This window comes from Methylocapsa acidiphila B2 (genome assembly GCF_000427445.1).
Taxonomy (GTDB): Bacteria; Pseudomonadota; Alphaproteobacteria; order Rhizobiales; family Beijerinckiaceae; genus Methylocapsa; species Methylocapsa acidiphila.
In genome coordinates, this window is record NZ_KE386496.1 from 1,221,441 (window position 1) to 1,247,063 (window position 25,623).

20 protein-coding genes, 1 pseudogene and 1 riboswitch are annotated in these 25,623 nt (G+C 62.3%); of the genes and pseudogenes, 12 read left to right on the plus strand and 9 right to left on the minus strand.

Features of this window, described 5'->3' with window-relative positions; all coding sequences use genetic code 11:
* Window positions 1-188 precede the first annotated feature (188 nt).
* Complete coding sequence (locus METAC_RS22775; protein WP_051335448.1) at window positions 189-1,343, minus strand: alpha/beta hydrolase; 1,155 nt, start codon at window positions 1,341-1,343, stop codon at window positions 189-191.
* 344 nt (window positions 1,344-1,687) lie between these two features.
* Between METAC_RS22775 and METAC_RS22780 the strand changes: the two genes are divergently transcribed.
* The 4 genes and pseudogenes from METAC_RS22780 to METAC_RS26745 all read left to right on the plus strand — a co-directional run.
* Window positions 1,688-2,368 carry a pyroglutamyl-peptidase I gene (locus METAC_RS22780; protein ID WP_051335449.1) on the plus strand — a complete coding sequence of 227 codons (681 nt, stop codon included), beginning with the start codon at window positions 1,688-1,690 and terminating at the stop codon, window positions 2,366-2,368.
* Window positions 2,369-2,508: 140 nt separating this feature from the next.
* Window positions 2,509-3,186, plus strand: a complete 678-nt coding sequence (locus METAC_RS0107570; RefSeq protein WP_026606557.1) for a TerC family protein — start codon at window positions 2,509-2,511, stop codon at window positions 3,184-3,186.
* 88 nt (window positions 3,187-3,274) lie between these two features.
* The gene (locus tag METAC_RS0107575; RefSeq protein WP_026606558.1) at window positions 3,275-4,030 is read left to right on the plus strand and encodes a carbonic anhydrase; all 756 of its coding nucleotides are present in this window, start codon (window positions 3,275-3,277) and stop codon (window positions 4,028-4,030) included.
* 779 nt (window positions 4,031-4,809) lie between these two features.
* A pseudogene (locus METAC_RS26745) lies at window positions 4,810-5,286 on the plus strand (adenylate/guanylate cyclase domain-containing protein); the annotation flags it as partial.
* Between the two features lie 57 nt (window positions 5,287-5,343).
* On the opposite strand, the gene METAC_RS0107585 reads toward METAC_RS26745, so the two are convergent.
* Window positions 5,344-6,306: an NAD(P)H-dependent flavin oxidoreductase gene (locus METAC_RS0107585; RefSeq protein ID WP_026606560.1), complete on the minus strand. Its 963-nt coding sequence runs from the start codon at window positions 6,304-6,306 to the stop codon at window positions 5,344-5,346.
* A 223-nt stretch (window positions 6,307-6,529) separates the two neighbouring features.
* Here METAC_RS0107585 and METAC_RS22785 point away from each other — a divergent pair, with 223 nt between their 5' ends.
* On the plus strand, window positions 6,530-6,985 hold the full coding sequence (locus METAC_RS22785; RefSeq protein WP_084143509.1) for a TIR domain-containing protein: 456 nt from the start codon (window positions 6,530-6,532) through the stop codon (window positions 6,983-6,985).
* Window positions 6,986-6,998: 13 nt separating this feature from the next.
* On the opposite strand, the gene METAC_RS22790 is transcribed toward METAC_RS22785, so the two are convergent.
* Together METAC_RS22790 and METAC_RS0107600 are read right to left on the minus strand one after the other, a co-directional pair.
* Window positions 6,999-7,766, minus strand: coding sequence for an ABC transporter ATP-binding protein (locus METAC_RS22790; RefSeq protein WP_051335450.1), 768 nt, complete (start codon window positions 7,764-7,766; stop codon window positions 6,999-7,001).
* Window positions 7,756-8,502, minus strand: a complete 747-nt coding sequence (locus tag METAC_RS0107600) for an ABC transporter permease (protein ID WP_342446943.1) — start codon at window positions 8,500-8,502, stop codon at window positions 7,756-7,758. The genes METAC_RS22790 and METAC_RS0107600 overlap by 11 nt, the downstream gene beginning before the upstream one ends.
* Before the next feature lie 248 nt (window positions 8,503-8,750).
* Here METAC_RS0107600 and glpD point away from each other — a divergent pair, with 248 nt between their 5' ends.
* The 3 genes from glpD to uvrA all read left to right on the plus strand — a co-directional run bounded on the left by glpD (window position 8,751) and on the right by uvrA (window position 14,860).
* The gene (gene glpD, locus METAC_RS22795) at window positions 8,751-10,307 is read left to right on the plus strand and encodes a glycerol-3-phosphate dehydrogenase (protein WP_051335451.1); all 1,557 of its coding nucleotides are present in this window, start codon (window positions 8,751-8,753) and stop codon (window positions 10,305-10,307) included.
* On the plus strand, window positions 10,276-11,763 hold the full coding sequence (glpK, locus tag METAC_RS0107610) for a glycerol kinase GlpK (RefSeq protein ID WP_036255379.1): 1,488 nt from the start codon (window positions 10,276-10,278) through the stop codon (window positions 11,761-11,763). Before glpD ends, glpK begins: the two co-directional genes overlap by 32 nt.
* A gap of 118 nt (window positions 11,764-11,881) precedes the next feature.
* On the plus strand, window positions 11,882-14,860 hold the full coding sequence (gene uvrA / locus METAC_RS22800; protein ID WP_084143511.1) for an excinuclease ABC subunit UvrA: 2,979 nt from the start codon (window positions 11,882-11,884) through the stop codon (window positions 14,858-14,860).
* 20 nt (window positions 14,861-14,880) lie between these two features.
* Here uvrA and METAC_RS0107620 read toward each other — a convergent pair whose 3' ends face one another.
* The 4 genes from METAC_RS0107620 to METAC_RS0107635 form a co-directional block, all read right to left on the minus strand.
* Entirely contained in the window at window positions 14,881-16,647 is a 1,767-nt protein-coding gene (locus tag METAC_RS0107620) for an autotransporter outer membrane beta-barrel domain-containing protein (RefSeq protein ID WP_026606563.1), read from the minus strand.
* A gap of 254 nt (window positions 16,648-16,901) precedes the next feature.
* Window positions 16,902-17,978 carry an NAD(P)H-dependent flavin oxidoreductase gene (locus METAC_RS0107625; protein ID WP_026606564.1) on the minus strand — a complete coding sequence of 359 codons (1,077 nt, stop codon included), beginning with the start codon at window positions 17,976-17,978 and terminating at the stop codon, window positions 16,902-16,904.
* A 50-nt stretch (window positions 17,979-18,028) separates the two neighbouring features.
* Window positions 18,029-19,096 carry a M48 family metallopeptidase gene (locus METAC_RS0107630; RefSeq protein ID WP_026606565.1) on the minus strand — a complete coding sequence of 356 codons (1,068 nt, stop codon included), beginning with the start codon at window positions 19,094-19,096 and terminating at the stop codon, window positions 18,029-18,031.
* A 21-nt stretch (window positions 19,097-19,117) separates the two neighbouring features.
* A complete protein-coding gene (locus METAC_RS0107635) occupies window positions 19,118-20,377 on the minus strand; it encodes a DUF898 family protein (protein ID WP_026606566.1) in 1,260 nt (419 codons plus the stop codon).
* A gap of 206 nt (window positions 20,378-20,583) precedes the next feature.
* Window positions 20,584-20,683, plus strand: a riboswitch (TPP riboswitch).
* Window positions 20,684-20,768: 85 nt separating this feature from the next.
* Here METAC_RS0107635 and thiC point away from each other — a divergent pair.
* The 4 genes from thiC to METAC_RS0107655 all read left to right on the plus strand — a co-directional run bounded on the left by thiC (window position 20,769) and on the right by METAC_RS0107655 (window position 24,717).
* Window positions 20,769-22,601 (plus strand): phosphomethylpyrimidine synthase ThiC, encoded by a 1,833-nt coding sequence (thiC, locus tag METAC_RS0107640; RefSeq protein WP_026606567.1) that lies wholly within the window; start codon window positions 20,769-20,771, stop codon window positions 22,599-22,601.
* A 123-nt stretch (window positions 22,602-22,724) separates the two neighbouring features.
* On the plus strand, window positions 22,725-23,213 hold the full coding sequence (locus tag METAC_RS0107645) for an acyl-CoA thioesterase (protein ID WP_026606568.1): 489 nt from the start codon (window positions 22,725-22,727) through the stop codon (window positions 23,211-23,213).
* Window positions 23,214-23,464: 251 nt separating this feature from the next.
* A complete protein-coding gene (locus tag METAC_RS0107650) occupies window positions 23,465-24,004 on the plus strand; it encodes a hypothetical protein (RefSeq protein ID WP_026606569.1) in 540 nt (179 codons plus the stop codon).
* 233 nt (window positions 24,005-24,237) lie between these two features.
* Window positions 24,238-24,717 (plus strand): Spy/CpxP family protein refolding chaperone, encoded by a 480-nt coding sequence (locus tag METAC_RS0107655; RefSeq protein WP_026606570.1) that lies wholly within the window; start codon window positions 24,238-24,240, stop codon window positions 24,715-24,717.
* A gap of 21 nt (window positions 24,718-24,738) precedes the next feature.
* On the opposite strand, the gene phbB is transcribed toward METAC_RS0107655, so the two are convergent.
* The gene (phbB, locus tag METAC_RS0107660) at window positions 24,739-25,464 is read right to left on the minus strand and encodes an acetoacetyl-CoA reductase (RefSeq protein ID WP_026606571.1); all 726 of its coding nucleotides are present in this window, start codon (window positions 25,462-25,464) and stop codon (window positions 24,739-24,741) included.
* Between the last annotated feature and the right edge of the window lie 159 nt (window positions 25,465-25,623).

A 25,623-nucleotide genomic window follows, 5' to 3' on the forward strand; every position in this document is an offset into this window, starting at 1 on the left:
AGCTGATGCTTGCGTGTTCCCTAATTTTAAGGTGCGGAGACCGCTTTAAAATATAAATCCTCTAAATAACGGCAAGAGACCACCTCGTCTTTTCAATAGCCAAGAGCATGGTCTAAGTCTCCAAAACGGCTTTGGCGCGGAAAAGTTCCACACGGGATCGATAAAAGAATGCGAGTCGCCGCCCGCGCCTACTGCGGCGCAGCAGATGCAGGCGCAAGCGGCGTGGCGATGATCCGTGAGTCGACCGGCTTATCGCCAAGCACGGCCTGGACATTGGCGTCCTGCGGCCGAGGCTCAGCAATTTGCGCGCCAATCGTGCGCACGACCTGCGGCGCGTCGCCATAAGCGCCATGGCCGATGAGCCCGGCGGATTCCTGCGATAGATCATAGACCTTTACGCCGAGTTCCTCGAGCGCGGCGCGGTCGGCCGGGCGGTTCGGATCGAGCGCGCCGAGGCGCGGACGGTCCCCTGCGAGGGTGCGCGATATCGATAAGGCGCGGTCATTCGCCGAGACAAGAACAAAGACATGTGAAGCGTCAATCCGCGCGATCTGCTGGCGAAAGACGCTGAGATCGATGTCGGGCGCCGCGAGCATGACGTCGCCGAGTTTCCCGTTCAAGCCGGGACCGCCCGCAATCGCGTTCTCTCGTAAGGCCTCCATCGTGAGCCAGGCGCCCATGGAATGCGCAAGGATATGGACGCGGCCGACGCCAGGCGTTTCCGACAGCTGGCGAATAAGCTTCGCCAGAGCGTCGCGCGAGGCGGTCGCGCTTTCTTTTGCTGCGCCATAGTCGAGCACGCTGCCCGCCGAAGGCCAGGTGAACAGGACGGGGACGCCGCCGAATCGGCCATCGTCCGCCACTTGCGCGAGGCGGAAGCGCGCCTCGTCATAGCTCGTATTGAAGCCATGCACATGCAGAAGAATATCCCGGTTCGAGCCGATCCGGCCGGAGATATGCGCCGCGATCTCCGAAACGAAGCCAGTCTCGTCAAGTCCGCGTCGACTCACGACGACAAAATGCTGCTTCGGATCTTCCGAACCGAACGCCGGTCGCTCGATCTTGCTCGTCTCATGCCCAGGCGGCACGCTGATCATCTGCAACGAAAGGCGGGGCGCGCCTTCGACGGCGACTTCGCTTGCCGGAGGGCGCTCGCCCTTGCGCGTCGAGACGACAAACATCGAAATCTTCCGGGCTGACGGGCCGGTATCGGCCGATTCGATGAGACCGTCCGACGCGCAGCCGGAGACAAGCATGAACGCGCAAGCTAAGAGCGCCGGCGCGATGCGCATGACGAAGGTTCGGCGCTGCGCCGTCGCGCGCGCCCGGTCGGACTGGACCATGTTGCTTCCTCTCAAGGCGCCAAACCGACCACGTGAGACCCGTTCTGCGTTCGAGGCCTTTCGTAAAGGCCCTCCAGAAGTTACCGAACGATTAACGAGGGCCGGCTCCCGGCATTGTCGCGATCACGAAAAATTTGGATCGAATCGATCCAAAATCGTGAAAGCGACCGTATTTGGAGATTTGCACGGGAACTGGGCGGGAAACCTGTTCCACACTCCCTTGCCCTCGTTTGCGCTTTAAATGCCCCGTAAAAGTGTCGGCAATGCGACCGCGACTCCGTCGGACCAAGAGTCGCGGCGCCCCGCGAGGATCGCGCCGGCCGCCTGGAGAGGATCACGTGCAAATGAACGAGCGACCGATCCGCATCCTCATCACCGGCTTTGGCGGATTTCCAGGCGCGCGAAAAAACCCGACCGAAGGATTAATCCATGCGCTCGGCAAGAAGAGGGCGGCGCTCACAAGCAACTACGCCGAAATCTCGCTCGCGATCCTCCCGGTCGATTACGCAGTCCTTGCGCCGCGCCTGAAGCGCTTGACGGAAACATTCAGCCCGGACGCCATCCTGCATTTCGGCCTTGCTTCGCGCCGAAAAGTCTTTTGCGTCGAAACGCGCGCGTTCAATCGCGTGAGCGTTCTTCACCATGACGCGGCCGGGACAACGGCGGGGCGACGATCCATAGTTCCCGGCGCGCCTTTCATAGCGCAAGCGACCCTTCCGCCCGCGCTCATTCTCGCTGCGCTGCGCCGCACCCGGATAAAAGCCGCGCTGTCGATCGACGCCGGGGATTATCTTTGCAACCAGGCGTTTTATCTTTCGCTCATCGGCGGAAAAGCCCGCGCGGTCGGCTTCATCCATATTCCTCCGCTCGCGTCTCCTGATCGCCCACGGCCGCAAAGCAGCGTCCCGCAGAACGCAAGGCGTCCGAACCTCGACCACGTGACCCAGGCGGCGCTCGCCGTCATTCGAGCGACCCTCGTCCATTTGAGGCGCGTGCGCCAATCCTTGAATCCCGAGGACCTTTGAACGCCGACGATGCAAAACTTTGTGACGAAGTTCCGACAACGGCGACGCCGGATCACGATGTTTACGATCATTGAAAGGAACCGCCGCCCACTGGCTCGCCAGCGCTTGACCGCGCCTTGGTCCTGGCCTAGCTGCAAGTCATGGACTCCGGCGCCGCCTCCTGGCTGATCCCGCTTCTCGAAATCGTCTGGATCGACATCATCCTCTCCGGCGACAATGCGGTGGTCATCGCCCTTGCCTGCCGGTCTCTCCCCCCCGGCCAACGGACGTGGGGCATCGTGCTCGGCTCGACCGCCGCGGTGCTTTTGCGGATCATATTCACCTTCGCCGTCGTCGAATTGCTCAATCTCCCCTATGTCAAGATCGCCAGCGGCGCGCTGCTGCTTTGGATCGCAGTCGCCCTCGTCGACGAAGATCAAGAGGCAGAGGTCGCGCCGGCCATGACGCTTTGGGAATCGATTCGGGTCATCGTCATTGCCGACGCCGTCATGTCGCTCGATAACGTCATGGCGATCGCGGCTGCGGCGAAAGGATCGAACCTGCTGATTATTTTCGGCCTCGCGCTTTCGATTCCCTTCATCATCTTCGGCTCGAGCGTGATGCTCGCCTTGCTCACCCAAATTCCGGCGCTCGTCTGGGCGGGCGCGGCCTTGCTCGGGTGGATCGCCGGTGATCTGATCGCGGCCGATCCGGATCTAAGCAACTATCTGCGAGGGCGCGCTGGTCTCGGGGCCTGGGGAGCGCCCATCGGCGCCGCCTTCGTTCTCGCGGCGGCGTGGCTGCGCAACCGGCTCAAGGAGGCCTCGAAAGGCGCCTAGACTTCACAGCCCGAGGGCGCTTCAGCCATACCCGTTCCGCGCAAGTAATCTTGGAAATTATCTAGGATCAAACTCGAGGGGAGAAGAGATGAATCGTCGTCGGATATTGAAAGCTTTGGCGGGCGCCGCGCTATGCCCTCTTTGCGCAAACATTGGCTTCGCCGCCGAAGGCGCGCATTGGAGCTATGAGGGCGCGCATGGCCCGGACCATTGGGCCGATCTCGACACGGCGAACAAGGTCTGCGGATTTGGCGATCAGCAATCGCCAGTCGCCATCGACGAGACGATCGAGGCGGAGTTGCCCCTGCTCAAGATCGACTGGGCGCGCCAAGCCGATACGATCGTTAACAACGGCCATACGATCCAGCTCAATTTCAATGAAGGCGGCGCGCTGTCGGTCGGTCCAGAGCAGTACAAATTGGTTCAATTCCATTTCCATCATCCAAGCGAGCATCTGATCGACGACAAGCGCTTTCGGATGGAGGCGCATTTCGTTCACCGCAACGCTTCCGACTCTCTCGCCGTCGTCGGCGTCCTCATCAGCGCCGGAAAGGCCAACGCGGAATTCGCCGAACTCATCAAGGCCATCCCGGCGTCCGAAGGCGCCCCGGTCAAGCTCGAGTCGTCGATCGACCCCAAAGCGCTGCTTCCCAAGAAGCGCGGCTATTACCGCTACAGCGGATCGCTCACGACCCCGCCTTGCAGCGAGATCGTCGACTGGTTCTTGCTCTCCGATCCAATCGAGGTCGCGGAATCCGACATCGCGGCCTTCGCGAAGCTCTATCCGATGAACGCGCGGCCAGCGCAGAAGCTCGACCGGCGCTTCGTATTGCGATCATCCTGAAACTGCGCGGCTATTTGGCGCAGAAGAGGCTTCAAATTCCGCCCGACGGATCAGCGATCCGTGGGAGTTCAGCCAGAAAAAACATGGGCCGCGACGCGGTCCATGCCCAGGCGGCGCGAACCAAGGCCGCGCGGAGGGGACGACACTCTCCGACGCGCCCTTTTTATTTGCGCATATTCATGGCCTTACGGATTCTGCCTAGGTTCGCGGCTTTGGACGGAGCGTCCCAAGGCCCCTTCCCTCCGCCTCAAGGGTTCGGCGTCACGAATCGGGAACACGCGAACCGCAGAGGCGAAGCCGACCAATCGACCCGATCCCAAGTTTGCCAGACTTTGTGGAAAATCAACTGCACAAAGAAACTTGCATGAGACTCTTGTATCATGTGATTAAATTTCATTCGCCAGTTCCTATATGTGTCACGGGGGCGAACCGTGGCGGAGCAGCAGACCGCGATGGCGGACCAGGTGCACATCCTCATTGTCGATGACGAGCCCGGGATCGGCGAGATCATCGCGAAATATCTCACGCTCCACGGATTCATCGTGGCGAGCGGCGAAGCCCAAGCGAGGCCGTCGCCGTGCGACGCGAAAGATCTCCTCGTGCTCGATTGCGGTGCGCCGGAAGACAGCGGCCTCGCGCTCACGCGGCAGTTGGAAGCGCGCGGCAATGTCGGCGCCGTCCGCATCCACACAGTGCTTCGGCGACCCGGACGCACGCCGCCCAGCCGCAACGACGCGGCCATATCCAGCGCTAAAATCACGCGCAAGATCGCCGCGATCATGGCGGCGGACGTCGCCTTCTTCTCGCGCCTCGTCGCCGACGACGAGGAAGAGACCTTGCGCGTCCTATCCGCCTATCAAGACATTTTCGATGATTTCGTCGACCGTTATGGCGGGCGCGTCTTCAACATGGCCGGCGATTCGGTCATGTCCGAATTCAATTCGGCGGTGGAGGCGATGCGGGCGGCCATCGACATCCAGGAAGTGATTCGCACCCATAATTTGACGCATCCGCCGCATAGATGGCTGCAGTTTCGGATCGGCATTACCATCGCCGACGTGGTCGAACGGCGCGGCGAGCTTCTCGGCGACGGCGTCAATCTCGCGGCGCGGCTCGAAAGCTTAGCGGCGCCCGGCGGCATTTGCATCTCGCGCGCGGTGCATGAAGCGGTTGTGAACAAGGTTTCGGTGATGTTCCGCGATCTCGGCGAGCAAACGGTCAAGAATATTCCTACGCCCGTCCATGCCTTTATCGTCGATTTGCCAAGCGCCGTGCACCAACTGGAGGAATAGTTTCGGATTGCGGCTCCCTGCTCAGGCGCCCAGAAGACTATCACGGGCGGCGAGATATTCGCGGCGCATCCTGGCGATGACCGCGGCCGCAGGCAAAATATCGTCGATCGCGCCGACGCCCTGCCCTGCGCCGAAAATGTCACGCCAGGCCTTCACCGCCTCCGCCGCCTTGGCCTGCTCGAAGCTCATGGCCTTGGCGCTCTCCGGAAGATGGTCTGGATCCAAGCCTGCGTCGATCACGCTTTGGCGTAGATAATTGCCATGAACGCCGGTGAAATAAGGCGAATAGACGATGCCCGCCGCATCGCTTTCGACAATCATCCTCTTATAACGCGCTTCGGCGTTGGCTTCTTCCGTGGCGATAAAGCGCGTGCCGACATAGGCAAGATCAGCGCCGAGCGCACGGGCGGCGAGAACGCCGCGGCCTGTCGTGACGGCGCCCGCGAGCGCGACCGGGCCGCCCCATAATTTTCGGATCTCCTCGACGAAGGCGAAAGGCGAAAGCGTCCCGGCATGGCCGCCCGCTCCGGCGCAAACGAGAATCAGCCCATCGACGCCGGCGTCGATCGCCTTCTTCGCATGGCGGACATTGATGACGTCGTGAAAGACGAGGCCGCGCCAGGCGTGGACGCGCGGGACGATCTCGCGCGGCGCCGAGAGGCTGGTGATGATGATCGGGACTTCATGCTTGGCGCAAAGATCGAGATCATGGGCTAGTCGATCGTTCGAGGGATGAACGATCTGATTGACCGCGAAAGGCGCAATCTCCGCCTGCGGATGCGCCGCCTTATGCGCGGCGAGCTCCTGCCTGATGCGGGTGAGCCAATCGTCGAGCGCATCCATGGGACGCGCGTTGAGCGCGGGGAAGGCGCCGATGACCCCATTCTTGCATTGCGCGATGACGAGATCTGGATTTGAAATGATGAAAAGCGGCGCGCCTATGATCGGCAGAGAGAGAGGCGGCAGTCCGTCTGGCCAAGCCATGTCATGTCCCTCGCGGTCTCGACGATCGCCCGATGCGCCTGTTGGCGGAGCCATCGCGCTCCTATTGATCGGCCCTTTCAGGAGCCTCGAGGCGCGAGCGCAGTCCGCCTCATGGGGTTCGCAGATGTTTCCAACACGCCCATAGTCGTTTATAGGCGCCATAGAAAAAGGCGCCAATCCGCTTCCAAGCGGCTTCACAAGCGGTCAAGAGGATATGAGTTCAATGGCGAAGACGCGAATATTCGTTTGTTTCAAAAATAGTGATCTTGACGCCATGAACGCTATTCTCGATTGGGACAAGAACCAAGAGTTCGATTTTGTCTTCGAGAATGACATTCCCCGCGTCGGGATCAACAGCGCCGAGGGAAAGCAAGTCAAGGCTGAATTGACCGAGAAGATCAAGTCTAGCTCGCATCTCCTCTGCCTCATTGGCAAGGACACGGGAAACAACGACTGGATCAATTGGCAAGTTCAGACGGCGTCCGTCACCGGAAGGAAAGTCATTGCGATAAGGCTGCACATCAAGAACAAAAGCCCGGCCGCCCTTCTCAATTTCGGATCGACCTTCGCGAAATCCTTCACCTTTGATGCGCTGAAGGAGGCTGTCGCCACAGGCGAGTCGACAAGTGCGCTCATGCCGCCGCCGCCGGAAGGCGTGAGCCGATTCGATAATCTATAACGCAAGCGATGCTTCACGCCGTCGCGGCGCTCGCCGCCTCGGCCACGGGTCCTTCGAGCGCCTCACGATAAAGGCCGATCACGTTTTCCGGGGCGCCGAGGTCGCGCACCTCGCCGTCCTCGATCCAGACGACGCGATCGCAGATCGTGGCCAGGGCCTCGAGATCATGCGAGACGACGAGGATCGTGCCCCGCTTGGTGAAATCCCGGATGAAGGCGTCGCATTTGGCCGCGAAAGCCGCGTCGCCGACCGAGAGCGCCTCGTCGACGATCAGAATGTCGGCGTCGGCATGGGCGCAGATCGCGAAGGCCAGCCGCGCCGCCATGCCGGTCGAATACATTTTCAGGGGCTGATAGAAGAATTCGCCAATGTCGGCGAAAGCGGCGATGGCGTCGAGTCTTGCCTCCACGGCCGAGCGGCGCATGCCGAGGATCGCGCCGCCGATCAGGGCGTTTTCCCGTCCGGTCAGCTCGAGATCGAATCCGGCGCCCAGAGCGAGAATGGGCGCGACCCGGCCCTTGACATTCACGCTGCCCTGAGTCGGGCGGGTGATCCCGCAGATGATCTGGAGAAGCGTCGTCTTGCCCGCGCCATTGCGCCCAATGATGCCGACGGTCTCGCCGCGGTGAACCTTGAAGCTGACGTTCCGCAGCACCCAATGCTGATGATAAAACTGCTTCCAATGCCCAAATAGCGCCTGCATGAGCTGATCGTTGCGGCGCAAATAGAGCTGAAACGCCTTGCCGACGCGGTCGCAGCTGATGATGAGGTCAGATGACATCGACGAACACGGCCTTGTATTGCATGAAGAAGCGATAGGAATAGAAGAACACGGCCAGGGAGGCTCCAACCGTCCCGGCATAGAGCAAGAAGCCCGGCAACTGGCCGAGCAAAAGGAGATCGCGGATCATCTCGACATAATTTCCGATCGGATTGAGATGCGCATAGAAGCGCAAATGCTCCGGCACGTCGTTGATCGAATAGAAGATCGGCGTCGCGAACATGAAGACCGGCACGATCGAGATCATGAGATGGGCGACGTCGCGGGTGAATGAGCCGAGCGCCATCAAGAACCAGGAGATGCCGAGGAGAAACAGGAAGAAGGGCAAGACGACCAAAGGCAGAAGCAGGCTGGTCGCCGGCATTCCCCAGCGTAAGGCGAGTTCGAAAACGACGAGCACGCCGAGGCTGATCAAGGCGTAAACTCCGGCGCGGATCGCCGCCGTCCAGGCCAAGGTCTCGCTCGGAAAGATCGACTTCTTGATCACGTTCGAATGTTCATGCAGGAGACCCGGCGAGCGATAGGCGAGCTCGCTGAACAGGTTGAAGACGATCAAGCCCGCGAAGATCGACATGGAATAGGCGCCGAAGGGGCCGCCTTTCGCCGAGCTCGGCACGCCGACGGCGCTCGAGAAAATCACCGTATAGGCCGAAAGCATGACAAGCGGCCCGAAAATCGCCCAAAGCCATCCGAGAATCGAGCCGCGAAACCGAACCGCCAGCTCCCGCCGAACCACGGCGCGAATCAATTCCCGATAATGCCAAGCATTTTCAAAAGGCGTTAACAGATTCATTCCTTGAACCGGTCCAGATGCGGCGGCCTTGCCGAACTGGCGGGATGTAGACCAGTTCGAGCCGGCTCCGTCAATAAAGCGCGCCAAGGCCGCGCTTCAGCCGGCGAGACTGAGCCCCGTCCACTTCCGTTTCCAAGCCCCGCGTTCTATCTTTTTATACAAGCGCTGCTGGCGCGGCGCGGGCGAATGCTATGACGCAGGACGCGGACGTCGATCTTTTCGTCATAGGCGGCGGCGTCAATGGCGCGGGAATCGCCCGCGACGCCGCGGGCCGTGGCCTTTCGGTCCTGCTCTGCGAGCAGGGAGACCTCGCCTCCGCTACTTCTTCCGCCTCGAGCAAGCTGATCCACGGCGGCTTGCGCTATCTCGAATATCTTCAATTTCGTTTCGTGCGGGACGCTCTGATCGAGCGCGAGATTCTACTCGCCGCCGCTCCCCATATCGTCTGGCCCTTGCGCTTCATCCTGCCTTGGGAAAAAGAGCTGCGGCCGCGATGGATGATCGCGCTCGGCCTCTTCCTTTACGACAGACTTGCGCCGCGCCGACGCCTCGCCGGGTCGGACTGGCTCGATTTGCGCCAGCGCCCCGAAGGGACGCCCCTCACGGCGCGTCTCGCCACCGGATTTTCCTATTCCGACTGCGCGGTCGACGACGCGCGGCTCGTCGTCCTGAACGCGCTCGATGCGCGCGAGCGCGGGGCCCAAATTGAGACCAGGACGCGATTCATTTCGGCCGCGCGGGAAGACGGGCTCTGGCGGATCGGACTCATGAGCGCCGAGGGAACGGAACGGACCCTCACAGCGCGGGCTCTCGTGAATGCGGGCGGACCCTGGGCGAGCACGCTCATGAGCGCGATCTCTGGCGCTTCAGCGGGAAAGGCGCTTCGCTTGGTGAGAGGCGGGCATATCGTCACGCCAAAACTCTATGAAGGCGATCACGCCTATATTCTGCAGAATCCTGATGGGCGGGTCGTTTTTGTCCTGCCCTTTGCGCAGCACTTCTCCCTCATCGGCACGACCGAGATCCCCTTCGAGGGCAATCCCGCCGAGGCTGCGATCAGCGATGGCGAGATCGCCTATCTTCTCGGCGCGGTCTCCCGCTATTTCCGAAAGCCGCCCGCGCCTGAGGACATTGTCCACAGCTTTTCCGGCGTTCGTCCCCTTTATGACGACAAGGCGGCGAGCGCTTCGGCCGCGTCGCGGGAATTTATCCTGGATCTCCACCAGCCGCCGGGAGAAGCGCCGCTCCTTTCCGTTCTCGGCGGCAAGATCACGACCTATCGGCGCCTCGCCGAAGCGGCGATCGACGGCTTGGCCTCCCATCTCGCGCCGCCCCGTCCCGAACCCTGGACCGCAGCGGCGCCGCTTCCCGGCGGAGATATGGAGGATGGCGATTTCGACCTTTTTCTCCACCGACTGCAGGAAAGCAGGCCCTGGTTGCCGGCCAAGCTCGCGCTTCGGTTGGCGCGGGCCTATGGAACGCTTGTCGTGAAGATCTTGCGCGGCGCGCGCGGCCTTTCCGATCTCGGCGAGGATTTCGGATGCGGCCTCACCCGAGCCGAGATCGACTATCTCATGGACAAGGAATGGGCCTCGACCGCCGAGGACGTCCTATGGCGCCGGTCCAAGCTTGGCTTGGTCCTCTCGCCGGTCGAGGCGGCGCGGGTTCAGGCCTATATGGTGGAACGGGCGGGAGCCCAAACCCAGGAGCCCCATAGTGCCGAGCCAGAGCCTCCTCCTCGCGATTGACCAGGGCACGACCTCGACGCGCAGCCTCGTCTTCAATGCGGCGGGGCGCGTTCTCGCCAGCGCCCAGCGGGAATTTCGCCAATATTATCCACAATCGGGCTGGGTCGAGCATGATCCGGAGGACATCTGGCGCGATGTGGTCGCAACGGCGCGCGAGGCCATGGCCGGCGCGGAGGCGCCGATCGCCGCCATCGGCGTCGCCAATCAACGCGAGACCACATTGGTCTGGGATCGCGCGACCGGCGCGCCGATCGGCCGAGCCATCGTCTGGCAGGACCGACGCACCGCAGCCCTCTGCGAAAGGCTCCGCGCAGAAGGGACCGAGGCCCTAATCCGCGCCCGCACCGGCCTTCTCCTCGATCCGTATTTCTCGGCGACCAAGCTGGCCTGGATTCTGGACAATGTTTCTGACGCCCGGCGGCGCGCCGAGCGCGGCGAGCTCGCCTTCGGCACGATCGACAGCTTTCTTCTTTGGCGCCTGACCGGCGGAAAGGTTCACGCCACCGACGCCACCAACGCCTCGCGCACCATGCTGTTCGACATTCATCGCCAATGCTGGGACGACGAGCTTCTGGATCTGTTCGAGATCCCCGGCGCGCTCCTTCCTTCGGTTCGAGACAGCAGCGGCTTTTTCGGCGAAACCGAGCCTCGCCTGTTCGGCGCGCCGATCCCAATTTGCGGCGTCGCCGGCGACCAGCATGCGGCGCTCGTCGGCCAGGCCTGTTTCGCGCCTGGGATGGTGAAATCGACATACGGCACCGGCTGCTTCGCCCTGCGCAACGTCGGAATCGAGCCGCCGCCGCCTCGGCCCGGCGTTCTGACGACCATGGCCTATCGCATCGGCGGCGTTCCGACCTATGCGGCCGAAGGCGCCATCTTCATCGCCGGCGCGGCGATCAAATGGCTGCGCGACGCCCTCGGCCTCATCCGCGACGCCGGCGAGACGGCCGAATTGGCGGCTAAGCTCGAGAGCAATCACGGCGTCTATCTGGTGCCCGCCTTCGTCGGCCTCGGCGCTCCACATTGGGCGCCGCATGCGCGCGGCCTCATCAGCGGGCTTACGCTCGACGCCAGCGCAGCCCATATTGCTCGCGCGGCCTTGGAGTCGATCGCCTATCAAACCCTCGACCTCATGGAGGCGATGGCCGGAGACGACCCCTTCTCCGCGCAGGACAAAGGCGCGCTGCGGATCGACGGGGGCATGGCCGCCAATGATTGGTTTTGCCAGTTCCTCGCCGATATTCTGGAAGCGCCGGTCGAACGCCCGGCCATGCTGGAAATCACCGCGCAAGGCGCAGCCTTTCTCGCCGGGCTCGGCGCCGGCGTCTATCCCGATGTCGCCGCCATCTCGAAAGCATGGGCGTCTGACGCGCGATTCGAGCCACGCATGGCGCAGGACGAACGGATGCGGCTGATCGACGGCTGGCGCGATGCGGTCCGCCGGACGCTCGCCTAACCGCTGTTCAGGAGGAAGGCTCGGCGAAGCTCAAGAATTCCGTGGCAAAGCGCCCCAGCACACTTAATGTAAGGTAAACGGAGCAAAGCTCCGAACCAAAATCTCCTCGGACCCGATCATGAAAACACCGAAACCCAAGGCCGAAGCCGGCGGAGCCGTAGCGCGCGGCTCAAAGAGCGCGGCCAAGCCCGCCGCCGCGGCGCCGGAGCCGCTGGCCTCGGGCAGATCGATCGTGATCCGCGGCGCGCGCGAGCACAATCTGAAAAACGTCGATCTCACTTTGCCACGCGACAGGCTCATTGTCTTCACCGGGCTTTCCGGCTCGGGCAAATCGTCGCTCGCCTTCGACACGATCTATGCCGAAGGCCAGCGCCGCTATGTCGAATCGCTTTCGGCCTATGCGCGGCAATTTCTGGAGATGATGCAAAAGCCCGACGTCGATCAGATCGACGGGCTCTCGCCGGCGATCTCGATCGAGCAGAAAACCACCTCGAAAAACCCGCGCTCCACGGTCGGCACGGTCACCGAGATCTACGACTACATGCGGCTTCTCTACGCCCGCGTTGGCATTCCCTATTCGCCGGCGACCGGCCTTCCGATCGAGAGCCAGACCGTGAGCCAGATGGTCGATCGCGTGATTGCATTGCCCGACCGCACGCGGCTTTATCTGATCGCGCCGGCGATCCGCGGACGCAAAGGCGAATATCGCAAGGAAATCGCCGACTTCATGAAGCGCGGCTTTCAGCGCTTGAAGATCGACGGGAAATTCTACGAAATCGCCGAGGCCCCCGCGCTCGACAAGAAGCTGAAGCACGACATCGACGTGGTCGTCGATCGCATTATGGTGAAGCCCGACATCAAGGCGAGGCTATCGGAAAGTTTCGAGACGGCGCTTGAGCTCGCCGACGGCATCGTCATCGCAGAATATGCGGATGAGACCGACGAGAAGGGCCAGCCGAAGCGCATCACTTTCTCCGCCAAATTCGCCTGCCCGGTCTCCGGCTTCACCATCCCCGAGATCGAGCCGCGGCTCTTCTCCTTCAATAATCCTTTCGGCGCCTGCCCTCATTGCGGCGGGCTCGGATTCGAGCAGACGGTCGACGCCGATCTGATCGTCCCCGATCCGAAGCTCACCTTGCGCAAGGGCGCGATCGCGCCCTGGGCGCGCTCGAGTTCGCCCTATTATCTGCAAACGCTCGAGGCCTTGGGCAAGCATTTCAAGTTCCGCCTCGACCAGCCTTTCGAGAAGCTTCCGCAACCGGCGCAAGACGTCATCCTCTACGGCTCCGGCGAAGAGGCCGTTCGATTTTTCTATGAGGATGGGTTGCGCGCCTATGAGGTCAACAAGCCCTTCGAAGGCGTCGTGCGCAATCTCGAGCGGCGGTATCGCGAGACCGACAGCGAATGGGCGCGGGAAGAGATCGCCCGCTACATGACGGCGACGCCTTGCGCCGTCTGCAAGGGCGACCGGCTGCGGCCCGAGGCCCTGGCGGTCAAGATCGACAGCCGCCACATCGGCGAGGTGACCGCGCTTTCGGTGCGCGCCGCCCATGCCTGGTTCGAAGCGCTCGCCGACAAGCTCGACCCGAAACGCCGCGAGATCGCGGGCCGCGTGCTGAAAGAGATCCGCGAAAGGCTCTCCTTTCTCATCGACGTCGGGCTCGACTATCTGACTCTCGGCCGCGCGTCGGGCACCTTGTCCGGCGGGGAGAGCCAGCGCATCCGCCTCGCCTCGCAGATCGGCTCCGGCCTTACCGGCGTGCTCTATGTGTTGGACGAGCCTTCGATCGGCCTGCATCAACGCGATAACGCCCGGCTGCTCGACACGCTGCGGCGGCTGCGCGATCTCGGCAACACCGTCATTGTCGTGGAGCATGACGAAGACGCTATCCTCGCCGCCGATCATGTTGTCGACGTCGGCCCCGGCGCCGGCATTCATGGCGGCGAGATCGTCTCACAAGGAACGGCGGCCGAAATCATGGCCGATGCAAATTCTCTCACCGGCCAATATCTCACAGGCGCTCGCGAGGTGGCGGCGCTACGCCCGCGCCGGAAGCCGGAGCCCGCGCGCAAGCTTCAGGTCGTCGGCGCGCAGGGCAATAATCTGAAGAATGTCACAGCGTCGATTCCGATCGGGTTGTTCACCTGCATCACCGGCGTGTCGGGCGGCGGCAAATCGACCCTCATCATCGACACGCTCTACAAGGCGGCGGCGCGGCGGCTCAACGGCGCGCTCGAACATCCCTCGCCGCACGAGCGCCTCGACGGGCTCGAGCATCTCGACAAGGTGATCGACATCGATCAGTCGCCGATCGGCCGCACGCCGCGCTCCAATCCAGCGACCTATACCGGCGCCTTCACGCCGATCCGCGAGTGGTTTGCAGGCCTGCCAGAGGCGAAAGCGCGCGGCTACCAGCCGGGGCGCTTCTCTTTCAACGTCAAGGGCGGGCGTTGCGAAGCCTGCCAGGGCGACGGCGTCATCAAGATCGAGATGCACTTTTTGCCCGACGTCTACGTCACTTGCGACGTGTGCAAGGGCAAGCGCTACGACCGCGAGACGCTGGAGGTGAAATATCGTGACAAGTCGATCGCCGACGTGCTCGACATGACGGTCGAGGAGGCGGCGATCCTGTTCAAGGCCGTGCCCTCGATCCGCGACAAGATGGAGACCTTGGCCCGCGTCGGCCTGAATTATGTCAAGGTCGGCCAGCAGGCGAACACGCTATCCGGCGGCGAGGCGCAGCGGGTGAAGCTCGCCAAGGAACTGTCGCGGCGCTCGACGGGGCGCACGCTCTATATTCTCGACGAGCCGACCACAGGGCTGCATTTCCATGATGTCGCCAAATTGCTCGAAGTGTTGCATGAGCTTGTCGACCAGGGCAACACAGTCGTGGTGATCGAGCATAATCTCGAGGTGGTGAAGACCGCCGACTGGATCATCGACCTCGGCCCCGAAGGCGGCGACGGCGGCGGCGAGATCGTCGCGCAAGGCCCACCCGAGGCGATCGTGAAAGAGAAGAAGAGCTACACCGGCCAATATTTGCGCGAGCTGTTGGAGCGTCGCCCTGCGGCCAAGCGAAAGCAGGCGGCGGAATAAGCAGGCGCCGAGCCATGGAGCTAAAATGTGATGAGCGCGCCCACTGTGGCGCTATGGATGGACGCATTGCTCGCCAGCGCGCCGTCGTAGCGGACAAACAGATTCGCCGCTGGCGTCGGCAAGCTGAAACGCGCGCCGATCGCAGCTGCATTGCGCGGCCAGCGCGCGCCATTGACCGAGAAACTCGCATCCGGCGTCCCCTCGAGGCTTGCCGTGACGCTCCGGTTGACGTCTGCAAAATCATGCGCCCATCCGGCGCGCGCCGAAAAGTCCAAAGGCGCGGCGAGACCGAGCGACAAGTCGTAAGCTAACTCGACCCCAAGAGTGCTGAGAGCCAAAGCCGCGGTGCGGCTTTTGACGTTCAGGTCGATCGCGCCGCCGCCGCCCTCGCCGAAGCTGTTCTGTCTGACGACGATGCCTTGAAACGATGTGAATGGCGTGGCCGTCGCGCGATCGTCCAATTGGAGACGATAGCCGACTTCGGCGCGGGAGAGTGAAGCATTCTCCGCTACATAGCCGGAAACCGCGCGCGCCACGCCGGGAAAATCAATATTGCGGTTGACCCCGGCGCTATTGTAGGAATAGCCGAGCGCGCCGTCGGCATACCAAGGACCGATCGCGTAGCCGACATATGATCCTACGGCGACGCTATCCAATACGCCCCTGCCGGAGATCCCGCTCGTGTTGAAGGCGCTCCGCATATAGGCCGCCGCAAGCCCCGCCTGCAGAGCTGGACTGAAACGATAGTCCCCACCGGCGGCGATCCCACCGCCGCCAAAGCGGAGGCCATGCGTATCGCCATTTCCAAATAAGGCGCCGCCGCCGCCAAGGCCGCTCGCCCAGGGGCGCCACGCGCTGGCCGGCGAACTTGCGACGCTGCGCGCGAGATGCGTCTGATCGCGCAATGCGTCGAGAAACATCTGTCCCACGCCCGCCGCCACAGACGGCGCATCCGCATAGATCTCGCCATCGAGCTGAGCCAAAGCCTTCGGCAGAGCTCCAGAGGAGCCGAAATTGAGGACGTCGAGCGCGTTGTAGATCGAATCCATGTCGCTGAACAATGGCGGCGGCGTCGCGTGATCCAGAGCCTTTGCGACGGCGCCGGCATTTCCCCCGCCTGCGCGCGGCGCGTAAGCTAGGGCAAAAGCTCCGATAGGCTGCCCATTGATGAAGCCGCTGCTGGGGATGAATTGCGGCACGGGGCCGCATCCGGCTCCGCCCTGGCTCTTGCCGACCAAAAACTCCTGCACCGCGCCGCCTTGCTGGCCGTAGAGCGCGTTCGTGGGGCCAACCAAGAGGCACGTTCCGGCCGGCACTTGAACGATGGTCTCCAAGGTCGGCGTGAAGGACAGGGCCAACACGTTTTGAATCTGCTCAGGCGTCAAGCCCCGCACCTCGTTCGACCCGACGATGTAGCCGCCGATCTGATTGCTTCCAGCCGCTGGATTGTAGAAGCGCACATATTGCGTCGGCGCGGCGGTCAACACCACGACCGCCGGCCCGCTCGGCGTGAAGGATGGGTCGGTATATTTCGGAAGCAAATATGCGTTCGCGTCAACGCCGGTGGCGATCGACGGAACGGATGTGCCGGGGCATGGCGTCGGGTCGGGGCACACATAGCCGTTAAACGCAGTCCCCCGATACACCGAGCCGACGATAATCTTGCCGGGCGGCAACGGCAGCCCGTCCGCGCTCTGAGCCGTCGCGCGATCAACGGACGCGGCGGCCAAGACGATGACCGCGGAGAAGATCACGCTCGCACGCTGGATAATGCCGAATATGCGCATTGCCGTCTTCTCCAACCGCGAATGGACGTGAGCCGCGACGTTTCACCGTCGAGAATCCCTTCGCCGATTGAAGAACGAACTATGATTCAGCGGACGTGGTCAATCTGTGGTCGGTCCTCTCTCAACCAAGAGGCTTTGTTTCCTGAAGACCGCGATATATTCGCAACATGCAAATATTTCAGCGTGCAACTTTGAAGCGTCTACGCGTCTCGCGGCGCGGCGACATCGAGCCGCGCCAGCGGACGAAGCGACGCTCACGCCATGCGCGTAGCCTGCGTCAATTCCGAGCAAAGCACAGCCATCAGCGCCGCCGACGGTAGAGCGCGTGCGAGCGGCGCGCCCTGCCCGGCCCATTGGGCGCCATATCCTGCCTCGCCCGCCGCCTTGGCGGCGGCATTCAAAGCCTTTCCGGCGTCATAAGCGATCGGATAATCTGGAATATCCGCCGGATCGATCGCATCGCCCAATGCCGTGAAGCGGTTTGCGAGTGATCTTGCTGGACGGCCGGAGATGGCGCGGGTCATCGCCGTTCGCGCCGAGGCCTCGCTCAACAGAGCCGCCTTGTAGGCGTCATCCGCTTGTGATTCCGCGCAGGCGATGAAGGCGGTCCCGAGCTGCGCGGCACCAGCCCCGAGGCAGAGGCCGGCGGCGATCCCGGCGCCGTCCATGATTCCGCCCGCGGCGATCACAGGGATGTTCAGATCGCGCGCGAGCAGACGCGTCAAAGCCAGGGTCCCAAGGCGCTCGTCCGGCGCATTGGGATCGAAAACCCCGCGATGCCCGCCGGCCTCATAGCCCTGGGCGACAATGGCGTCGACGCCGGCGGCGGCCGCCGCGCGCGCCTCGGCGAGATTTGTCCCGCTCGCGAGCAACATGATCCCGGCGTCGCGCAAGGCGCCGATGCGCTCCGCCGAAGGCAGGCCGAAATGGAAGCTCACGACCTTCGGCCTCTCTTGCAGAAGCATGGCGCATTTGGCGTCGTCTACGATGAAGCTCTTGTAGATTTCGCTCACCGTGGCCGGCGGTTCAGCGCCGAAGCGCGCGAACTCCGGCGCGAGTCGCGCGAGCCAGCGGGCTTCAACAGAGGCTTGCGCCACAGCGGGCGCGTGGCAGAAAACGTTGACGTTGAACGCGCGCTCCGTCGCCGCTTGCGTCGCGCGGATCATCGCCCGAGCGCCTTCGGCGTCGGTCGCGCCGATGCCGATCGAGCCCAAGCCGCCGGCATTGGAGACGGCGGCCGCCATGGCAGGGGTCGAGACCCCGGCCATGGGCGCCTGAATGATGGGCCAGTCCATGCCCAGACGATCGAGAAGCCGGCGATCATGTTGCATGATGAAGCGTGGTCTCCTCAGAGATTGATCGGTGCGCGCAGTCCGCGCCTCTACTCGCAAATCGTCTTGAGCGCGCGCCACTCGCCATCGGACAAGAGCGGCTCGCCTTGCGGCGGCGCATCGGCGGCGCCCAGCGCGGCCAGGCGGTCTTCCGTCATCGGATGGGACGCGAATATGGCGAAAGGATTATCCTTCTCGGGGCCCGTGATCCGCAGCATCAGCTCGCCGAAAGGTTTTGTCGAGCGGCCCAACTTGCGCATGGTCTGTACCGCGAAAAGATCGGCCTCGGATTCTGTCTCGCGCGAATAGGCCGCCTGGAACAAGCCGCGCCCCGCCGTCAACACCACGCTGGCGCCGGCGACGTCGCCGAACAACAGCCCCAAAAGATAGGAGGTTCCTCCATTGGCGATGATGCGGCGCAGTCCGTCGCGATGGGCGGCGTGGCCGAGTTCATGGGCCAGAACGCCAGCGAGCTCGTCCGGCGTCGTCGCCTTATTGAGGAGGCCGTTGAGGACATAGATACGGCCGCCCGGCAGGGCGAAAGCATTCGGGACATTCGACGCCAGGACGATCGGCGCGTAGGATTGAGGCATGCCGGCGCCGCGCCGCAGGGCGTCGACGAGCTTTTCAAGAGCTGCCGCGCCCTCGGGACGCGCGCAGGCCTTGCCGGAGAAAATCGCGCGAACTTGGCCGTTCGCCGCGTCGCCCAATCGTCGCTCGGCCCATTGCGGCACGACCGGCGTCAAACGGTCGGCGAGAAAAGGAACCCCGAACCAGGCGATCGCCCAAATGGAGACGGCGCCGGCGAGCGACCAAGCGACGATCCTCAGCGTCGATCCCTCGCCAGCTGCGCCCTCGACATCGAGCAATTTGCAGAGGCGCGCAACTTCCGCCTGCGCGGCGGGATCGGCAATCTCGAGCCGGGCGAGCGGCAAGGCCGCAATATTGCGCAGGCGCAAGACCTGTTTCGGACCATCGGCGCGGCGGATGTCGACATAGGCCCAGGCGGCGAGAAAAATCCCCTTCTCGCGAATCTCGAGCGCGGAGGCGAAAGACAGCGCGACGCGATGCTTCGCGTTGCTCTTTCCATCGAAATAGACGGCGGTTATTTCGTCCATGAAGGGTCCCGTGCGGCCGTGTCAGAAGCCCGCGAAATCAAGCCCATCGACAAGGCCCTCGCCCAAGGCGCTGGCCGCTTCGCCCTCCGCCCCGACATGATCGGCGGCGTCAAGCCGATGCAGCGTGATGGAGGAGACGACGAGCTTCCAGACGCGCTGCACGAGATAGATGCGCTGAACGACGCCCAACGCAAGAACCAGCAACAGATAGCAGGCAAGAGTGGCCACAACCGGTAGGGCCTCGCCTTTGCCAGCGTACCGCGCGATCAAATCGGGATGCCGTGTCGCCATGGCGACGGCGACGCCCAGGAAGACGAAGCCAAGGACTAATACCGACCAGACAGCGAACACCAGCAGGCTAACGCCATACAACTTCCAATAGTTGGCGATCAGCGCGCCTAAAGAGAGATTCGAGTCAAAACGAAGCGCGCCGAAACGCAGGCCCTGCACCCACCATCGCCATTCGATCGCTTTGAAGATCGGATAGAGGAAGCCGAAGATAGAAATCAAGACGATGAAAACCAGGCCGACAATGAGCGCGATCGTTTGAGTAGGCAGCCTCGCAAGCGGCAATTCGCCGCCTGCTTGCACGATCTTGGCGATTCCGGCGGCGGCGCCGACGACAAGAAAAACTCCGAGCAGCCAGAGCCAGCCGGCGCGCTTGAAAAAAGTCCAGCCGCGCCCCTGGAACCAACCCGGCAGATCGCCGTAATAGGTATGCCCCATCTTGTAGCGCTCGAACGCAGCCTCTTGCCAGGGATAGGCGAGGCCGAGAGTGACGCTAACGAGTAGCCACCACGCGAAGGCGCGAAACGCATAGCCGACGCCGGAGCCCGTCATCCAAAAGCGCACGCCGCGCCAGATCGTTCGCGTCAGGCGATAGCGCCGCGCGCGATAGACGGCGAATTGCATGAAGCCGAAAAAGAACAGAAAGAGCGGCAGGCTTGCGAAGGCCTTGGCGCGCTCCGCCTCTATGGCGACGAGGAAATAGGCGAGATAGAGGGGTGCCAGAATGGCCAGCGCGAAAAGAAAGCCGAAAAGCAGCTCGCGGCCCCTGCCGGTATATTCCAGCGCGTCGCCATCGATCGACGTGCTCGTCCATAAGCTCCGGCGTATGTTGGTGACGAGCCAGAATCGGTAGAATCCAAATGTCACGAGCTCGAGCAAGGCGCCGCGCGTGACGAGACGGCGAAAATCGCCGTCCTGCCCATGGAACCCCACCTGAACCGGCCCGCTGGGTGCGCTCGCCGAGGCAAAGTCAGGCGCAATCATCTCGTCCATGAAAAGCTCCGTCAAAAAAATTGATCAATTATGCTTCGCGCGAGGGCGCGAGGGCTCGACGCCAAATATCCAATTTACAGAGCTAAGCTGCAGAGCCGTGACAGTGTCAACCGGACGAAAGGACTTTGGCAGTCGCCCGCCGAGCCGGATGGACTCGGACGCCCGGAACTGCGGCTTGCCCATCGCCGCTGCCGGCCCTATGTTATCCATTCGCCTTGGGGTGCTGCCGGCGACGGCGGCTGAGATCACACCCATTGAACCTGAAACTGGATAATGCCAGCGCAGGGATCGGCACAGCGGAAACGGGAGCCGGACTCCTGCCTTTCTCGCAAGACCCGCCTCCTGCCTTATCCAAGAAGAATCCGACAAGGCTCCGGCGGAGGACCCTGCGATGAATATTCAAAACAAGCCCGAAGGCCTCGTGCCGCAAAGCGTAACGCGGGGGCCGCTTCCGGGCTCGAAGAAAATCTACCATCATCCGCTCGGCCGGACTGACGTCGCCGTCCCCTTCCGCGAGATCGCGCTCGATCCATCCGCCAATGAGCCGCCGGTCCGCGTCTATGACGCCTCGGGACCCTACACGGACCCGACGGCGGCGATCGACCTCGCCCAAGGGCTCGCCCCCATTCGCGAGCCTTGGCTCAGCCGCCGAAATGGACTCGAGGCCTATGCCGGGCGCGCGGTGCGGCCGGAGGACAATGGATTTGTCGCGCCCGATCGCCTCGCGCCGCCCTGCCCCGCCAACAGGTCGCCGCGCAAGGGCCGCGCGGGCGCCCTCGTCACCCAATATGAATTCGCCCGCGCGGGGATCATCACCGAGGAAATGATTTTTGTCGCCGCGCGGGAGAATCTCGGCCGCGAGAGCAAGCTCGCCGAGGCCGAGGCGCGGCTCGCCGACGGCGAGAGCTTCGGCGCCTCGATACCGGCCTTTGTGACGCCGGAATTCGTGCGCGACGAGATCGCGCGGGGCCGCGCGATCATTCCCGCCAACATCAACCATCCCGAGCTCGAGCCGATGATCATCGGCCGCAATTTTCTGGTGAAGGTAAACGCCAATATCGGCAATTCGGCGGTGACCTCTTCGGTCGCCGAAGAGGTCGAGAAAATGGTCTGGGCGCTGCGTTGGGGCGCGGACACGGTGATGGACCTTTCGACCGGGCGCAACATCCACAATATCCGCGACTGGATCATTCGCAATTCGCCGGCGCCGATCGGCACGGTGCCGATCTATCAGGCGCTGGAGAAGGTCGATGGCGACCCGGTCAAGCTCACTTTCGAGATCTTCCGCGACACATTGATCGAGCAGGCCGAGCAAGGCGTCGATTATTTCACCATTCACGCCGGCGTCCGCCTGCAACATGTGCCGCTCACCGCCAGGCGCACCACCGGCATTGTCTCGCGCGGCGGCTCGATCATGGCGCGTTGGTGCCTCGCCCATCACAAGGAGAGCTTTCTCTACGAGCGCTTCGACGAGATTTGCGACATCATGCGGGCCTATGACGTCTCCTTCTCGCTGGGCGACGGACTGCGTCCCGGCTCCATCGCCGACGCCAATGACCGCGCCCAATTTGCCGAGCTGGAGACGCTTGGCGAATTGACCAAGATCGCCTGGGCGAAGGGCTGCCAGGTGATGATCGAAGGCCCCGGCCATGTGCCGATGCACAAGATCAAGATCAACATGGAGAAGCAGCTCAAGGAATGCGACGAGGCGCCATTCTACACGCTCGGACCGCTGACCACAGACATCGCGCCGGGCTATGACCACATCACCTCGGGCATAGGCGCGGCGATGATAGGCTGGTTCGGCTGCGCCATGCTCTGCTATGTGACGCCGAAGGAGCATCTGGGCCTCCCCGACCGCGACGACGTCAAGACCGGGGTCATCACCTATCGCATCGCGGCGCACGCCGGCGATCTCGCCAAGGGCCATCCGGCCGCGCAAATCAGAGACGACGCCGTCTCCCGCGCGCGCTTCGATTTCCGCTGGCAGGATCAGTTCAACCTCGGGCTCGACCCGGAGACGGCCAAGCTCTTCCACGACGAGACCCTGCCGAAAGACGCGCATAAGACCGCGCATTTCTGCTCCATGTGCGGACCGCAATTCTGCTCTATGAAGATCACTCAGGATCTGCGTGAAGAGGTCGCCGCGATCGAAGAACGCGAAAAGGGAATGGCGGAGAAGAGCGCGGAGTTTTTAGAGAAGGGCGGGAAGCTTTACGTGTGAGGGGAAGGCGGCTTAGTGGGATCGCCGGGTTTCATTCGGCGCCGTCGAAATTTAGTGTATAAGCTTGGGCGATGCCGGCCTCCGCCGTCAATCGCCCCCGCCGCGAGTAGCCTGCGAACCGCCATGAGCAAACAAGAGAAATCGCTGTTCATGACCTTTCTCATGACGCCGGATATGGCCAATTTTTCGGGCCATGTTCATGGCGGCGTCATCTTGAAGCTTCTCGATCAGGTCGCCTATGCTTGCGCCGCGCGCTATTGCAAGAGCTATGTGGTGACCGCCTCGCTCGACCAGGTCATTTTCAAGGAGCCGATCAAGGTCGGCGAGCTCGTGACATTCAAGGCCAATGTGAATTATGTCGGCAAGACCTCGATGGAGATCGGGATCAAGGTGATCGCCGAAAGCCTCACCGAATATGATTCCCGCCACACCAATTCCTGCTATTTCACTATGGTCGCCAAAGGCGAGGACGGCCGCCCCAAGCAAGTGCCGCCGCTCCAGATCGAAACCGAGATCGAGCGCCGGCTCTACGAGGCGGGCAAGATGCGAAAGGAAATGCGCGAGGAAATCATGGAAAGAAACAAGTCGCTTCACGTCGGCATGCCCGACTGAAGGCAATTAGGCGCATTTCTTGCTTAATCAAAATCGGCGTTTTTAAGCCGGGGCCGGTCGACCGGGCCTCGATTTGAACGGCGTCACGCACCAAGACGTAAAGCCAATAGCGCCGTCTCAGCCAAGGTCCAATCATTGGCGGGCCGAGCCCGCTCTTCCCTTCGATCTCGCCAGACCGCGCGCTCGATTTGCCAGGAGAGAACGCGGTTCGACCGAAGACGACGGCGTCTTCACCAGATCGAGGAGCATCCATGACCGCCATTACCGACACGCCCTTCGCCAAATTGGAAGCGGAAGGCCGTCTCTTGAAACCCACTTTGAAGGCCGACACCCATGTCGACGGCCGCTTCGGCTTTCGCGGCGACATTTCCTATGACGGGCCGGAAACCATCCTGAAAGAGGTTTTCACCGTCTCGGAGAGCGGCAAGCCCGCGATCGGCTTCATCGCCGGCTCGATCAAGGAATATGAGTCGCTCCCGAAATTCGTCGAAACCCTCGGCGCCGCGCTCGACGCGGACAGCAAAATTATCGTCTATGTCGCAGATATTCCGCGCGGCAGCCGCTGGTACGTGCCGCTCGGCGCGGTGAAGGTCTTCATCGTCTTCATCGACGACACCTCGGTTTACAACGAGCTGATCGACACCTTCTATGTCGATAAGGTGAAGCTCAAGAAATACGACACTTCGGCCAAGCTCGACGCGCTCGCCGACGTCGGATTGAAATATGCCGCCGTCTCCGACTACGAGGAGATCTCGTACGAGGAAGGTCTGAAGCGCAAGAACGCCGGCTGACCGAAGCTTCGACACGCCACAGCGGGCGCCGCGCTCGTCGCCGCGCCCTCACCCTGGAAGGTCTTTGACTGGGAGGCTTGATGGCCGCGCTTCAGAAGGCCTTGACTCGCCTCAATCGATCCTCAAGCATGTTCCGAGAGCGCGTTCTCGTCGATCGCGATTCCATGCGATCAGAACGCGCGGCGTGCGCTATCGGTCGCATTCGACGATTCTCTCAGAAGGAGCGGCAAGGCATGAAACAGATCGCAATCGGCGTCCTGACGGCGAGCCTTCTGTTCGGCTTGTCGAGCGTCCCGCCGGCGGAGGCCCGCAGCCGGACCGAGGGCCCATCTGGCACAAATATGACCGCAAGCCAGATTTTCGATCAGGAAACGGCGCAAATCGCGGAGCTCAAGGCCAAGCTGCACCTCACGCCCGAGCAGGAAAAAAGTTGGACGGACCTAGAGACGGCTTTGCGCGACATTGCGAAAAAGCGGGCCGATCGGCAGATCCTCATCCAAAACGCGCTCTCGCAGCAACCCAAGGGCCCTGTCGATCTCGTCGAGCAATGGCGTAACATCGCCGATATTTTGAATGAGCGCTCGATCGAGCTGAAGACCCTGGCCGACTCCGCGCAGCCGCTCTATGCGAGCCTCAGCGACGAGCAGAAAAAGCAGTTTAAAGACCAGATTCAGCGCCTCCAAGGCAAGTTCGCCGAGGGCGCGCTGAAATAGCCCTCGGCCGAGCGGGACGGGTCAAATCATAAATTGCCCGCCATTGACGGTCAGCGTCGAGCCGGTGATGAAGCCCGATTCCTCGGCGACGAGAAAGACGACGCAGCGCGCGACTTCTTCCGGTTCGCCAAGCCGCCGCACGGGAATGAGCGGCAACACGGATTTCTCTAAGACCTCTTGCGGCACCGCCTTGACCATGTCGGTCGCGATATAGCCAGGACACACGGCGTTGACGGTGATCCCCTTGCCGGCGTTTTCCTGCGCGAGCGATTTCGTGAAGCCGATGTCGCCGGCTTTGGACGCGGTGTAATTCGTCTGCCCCATTTGGCCTTTCTGGCCGTTGATGGAGGAGATGTTGACGATCCGACCAAAGCCCCGCGCGCGCATGCCGTCGATGACCGGGCGCGTCATATTGAACAGCGAATTCAGATTCGTGTTGATCACTTCGTACCACTGCTCCGGGGTCATCTTGTGGAACATGGTGTCGCGAGTGATTCCCGCATTGTTGACGAGTATGTCGATCGGGCCAAGCTCGTCAGCGACCTTCTTCAGACCCTCGGCGCATTGGGCGTAATCGGAAACATCCCATTTATAAACTGGTATGCCAGTTTCGGCATTGAATTTCGACGCTGCCTCATCATTCCCCGCATAATTCGCAGCGACCTGATAGCCTGCCGCCTTCAACGCCTTGCACGTCGCCGCGCCAATGCCGCGCGTGCCGCCGCTCACCACTGATACCCGAGCCATTCTCGTCACCCCCTCGTAGCCGCAGCAAGTGTTCCATGCGGCAAGTCGAAACCAATTTATTTTTGCTTCGTGGCGCTGCGCCGTTCCGCATAAGATTAATGGTCCGCCCGTCAGCGCAACTGAGCCAAATCAATGCGCGCCAGCACATATTCGGAAAAG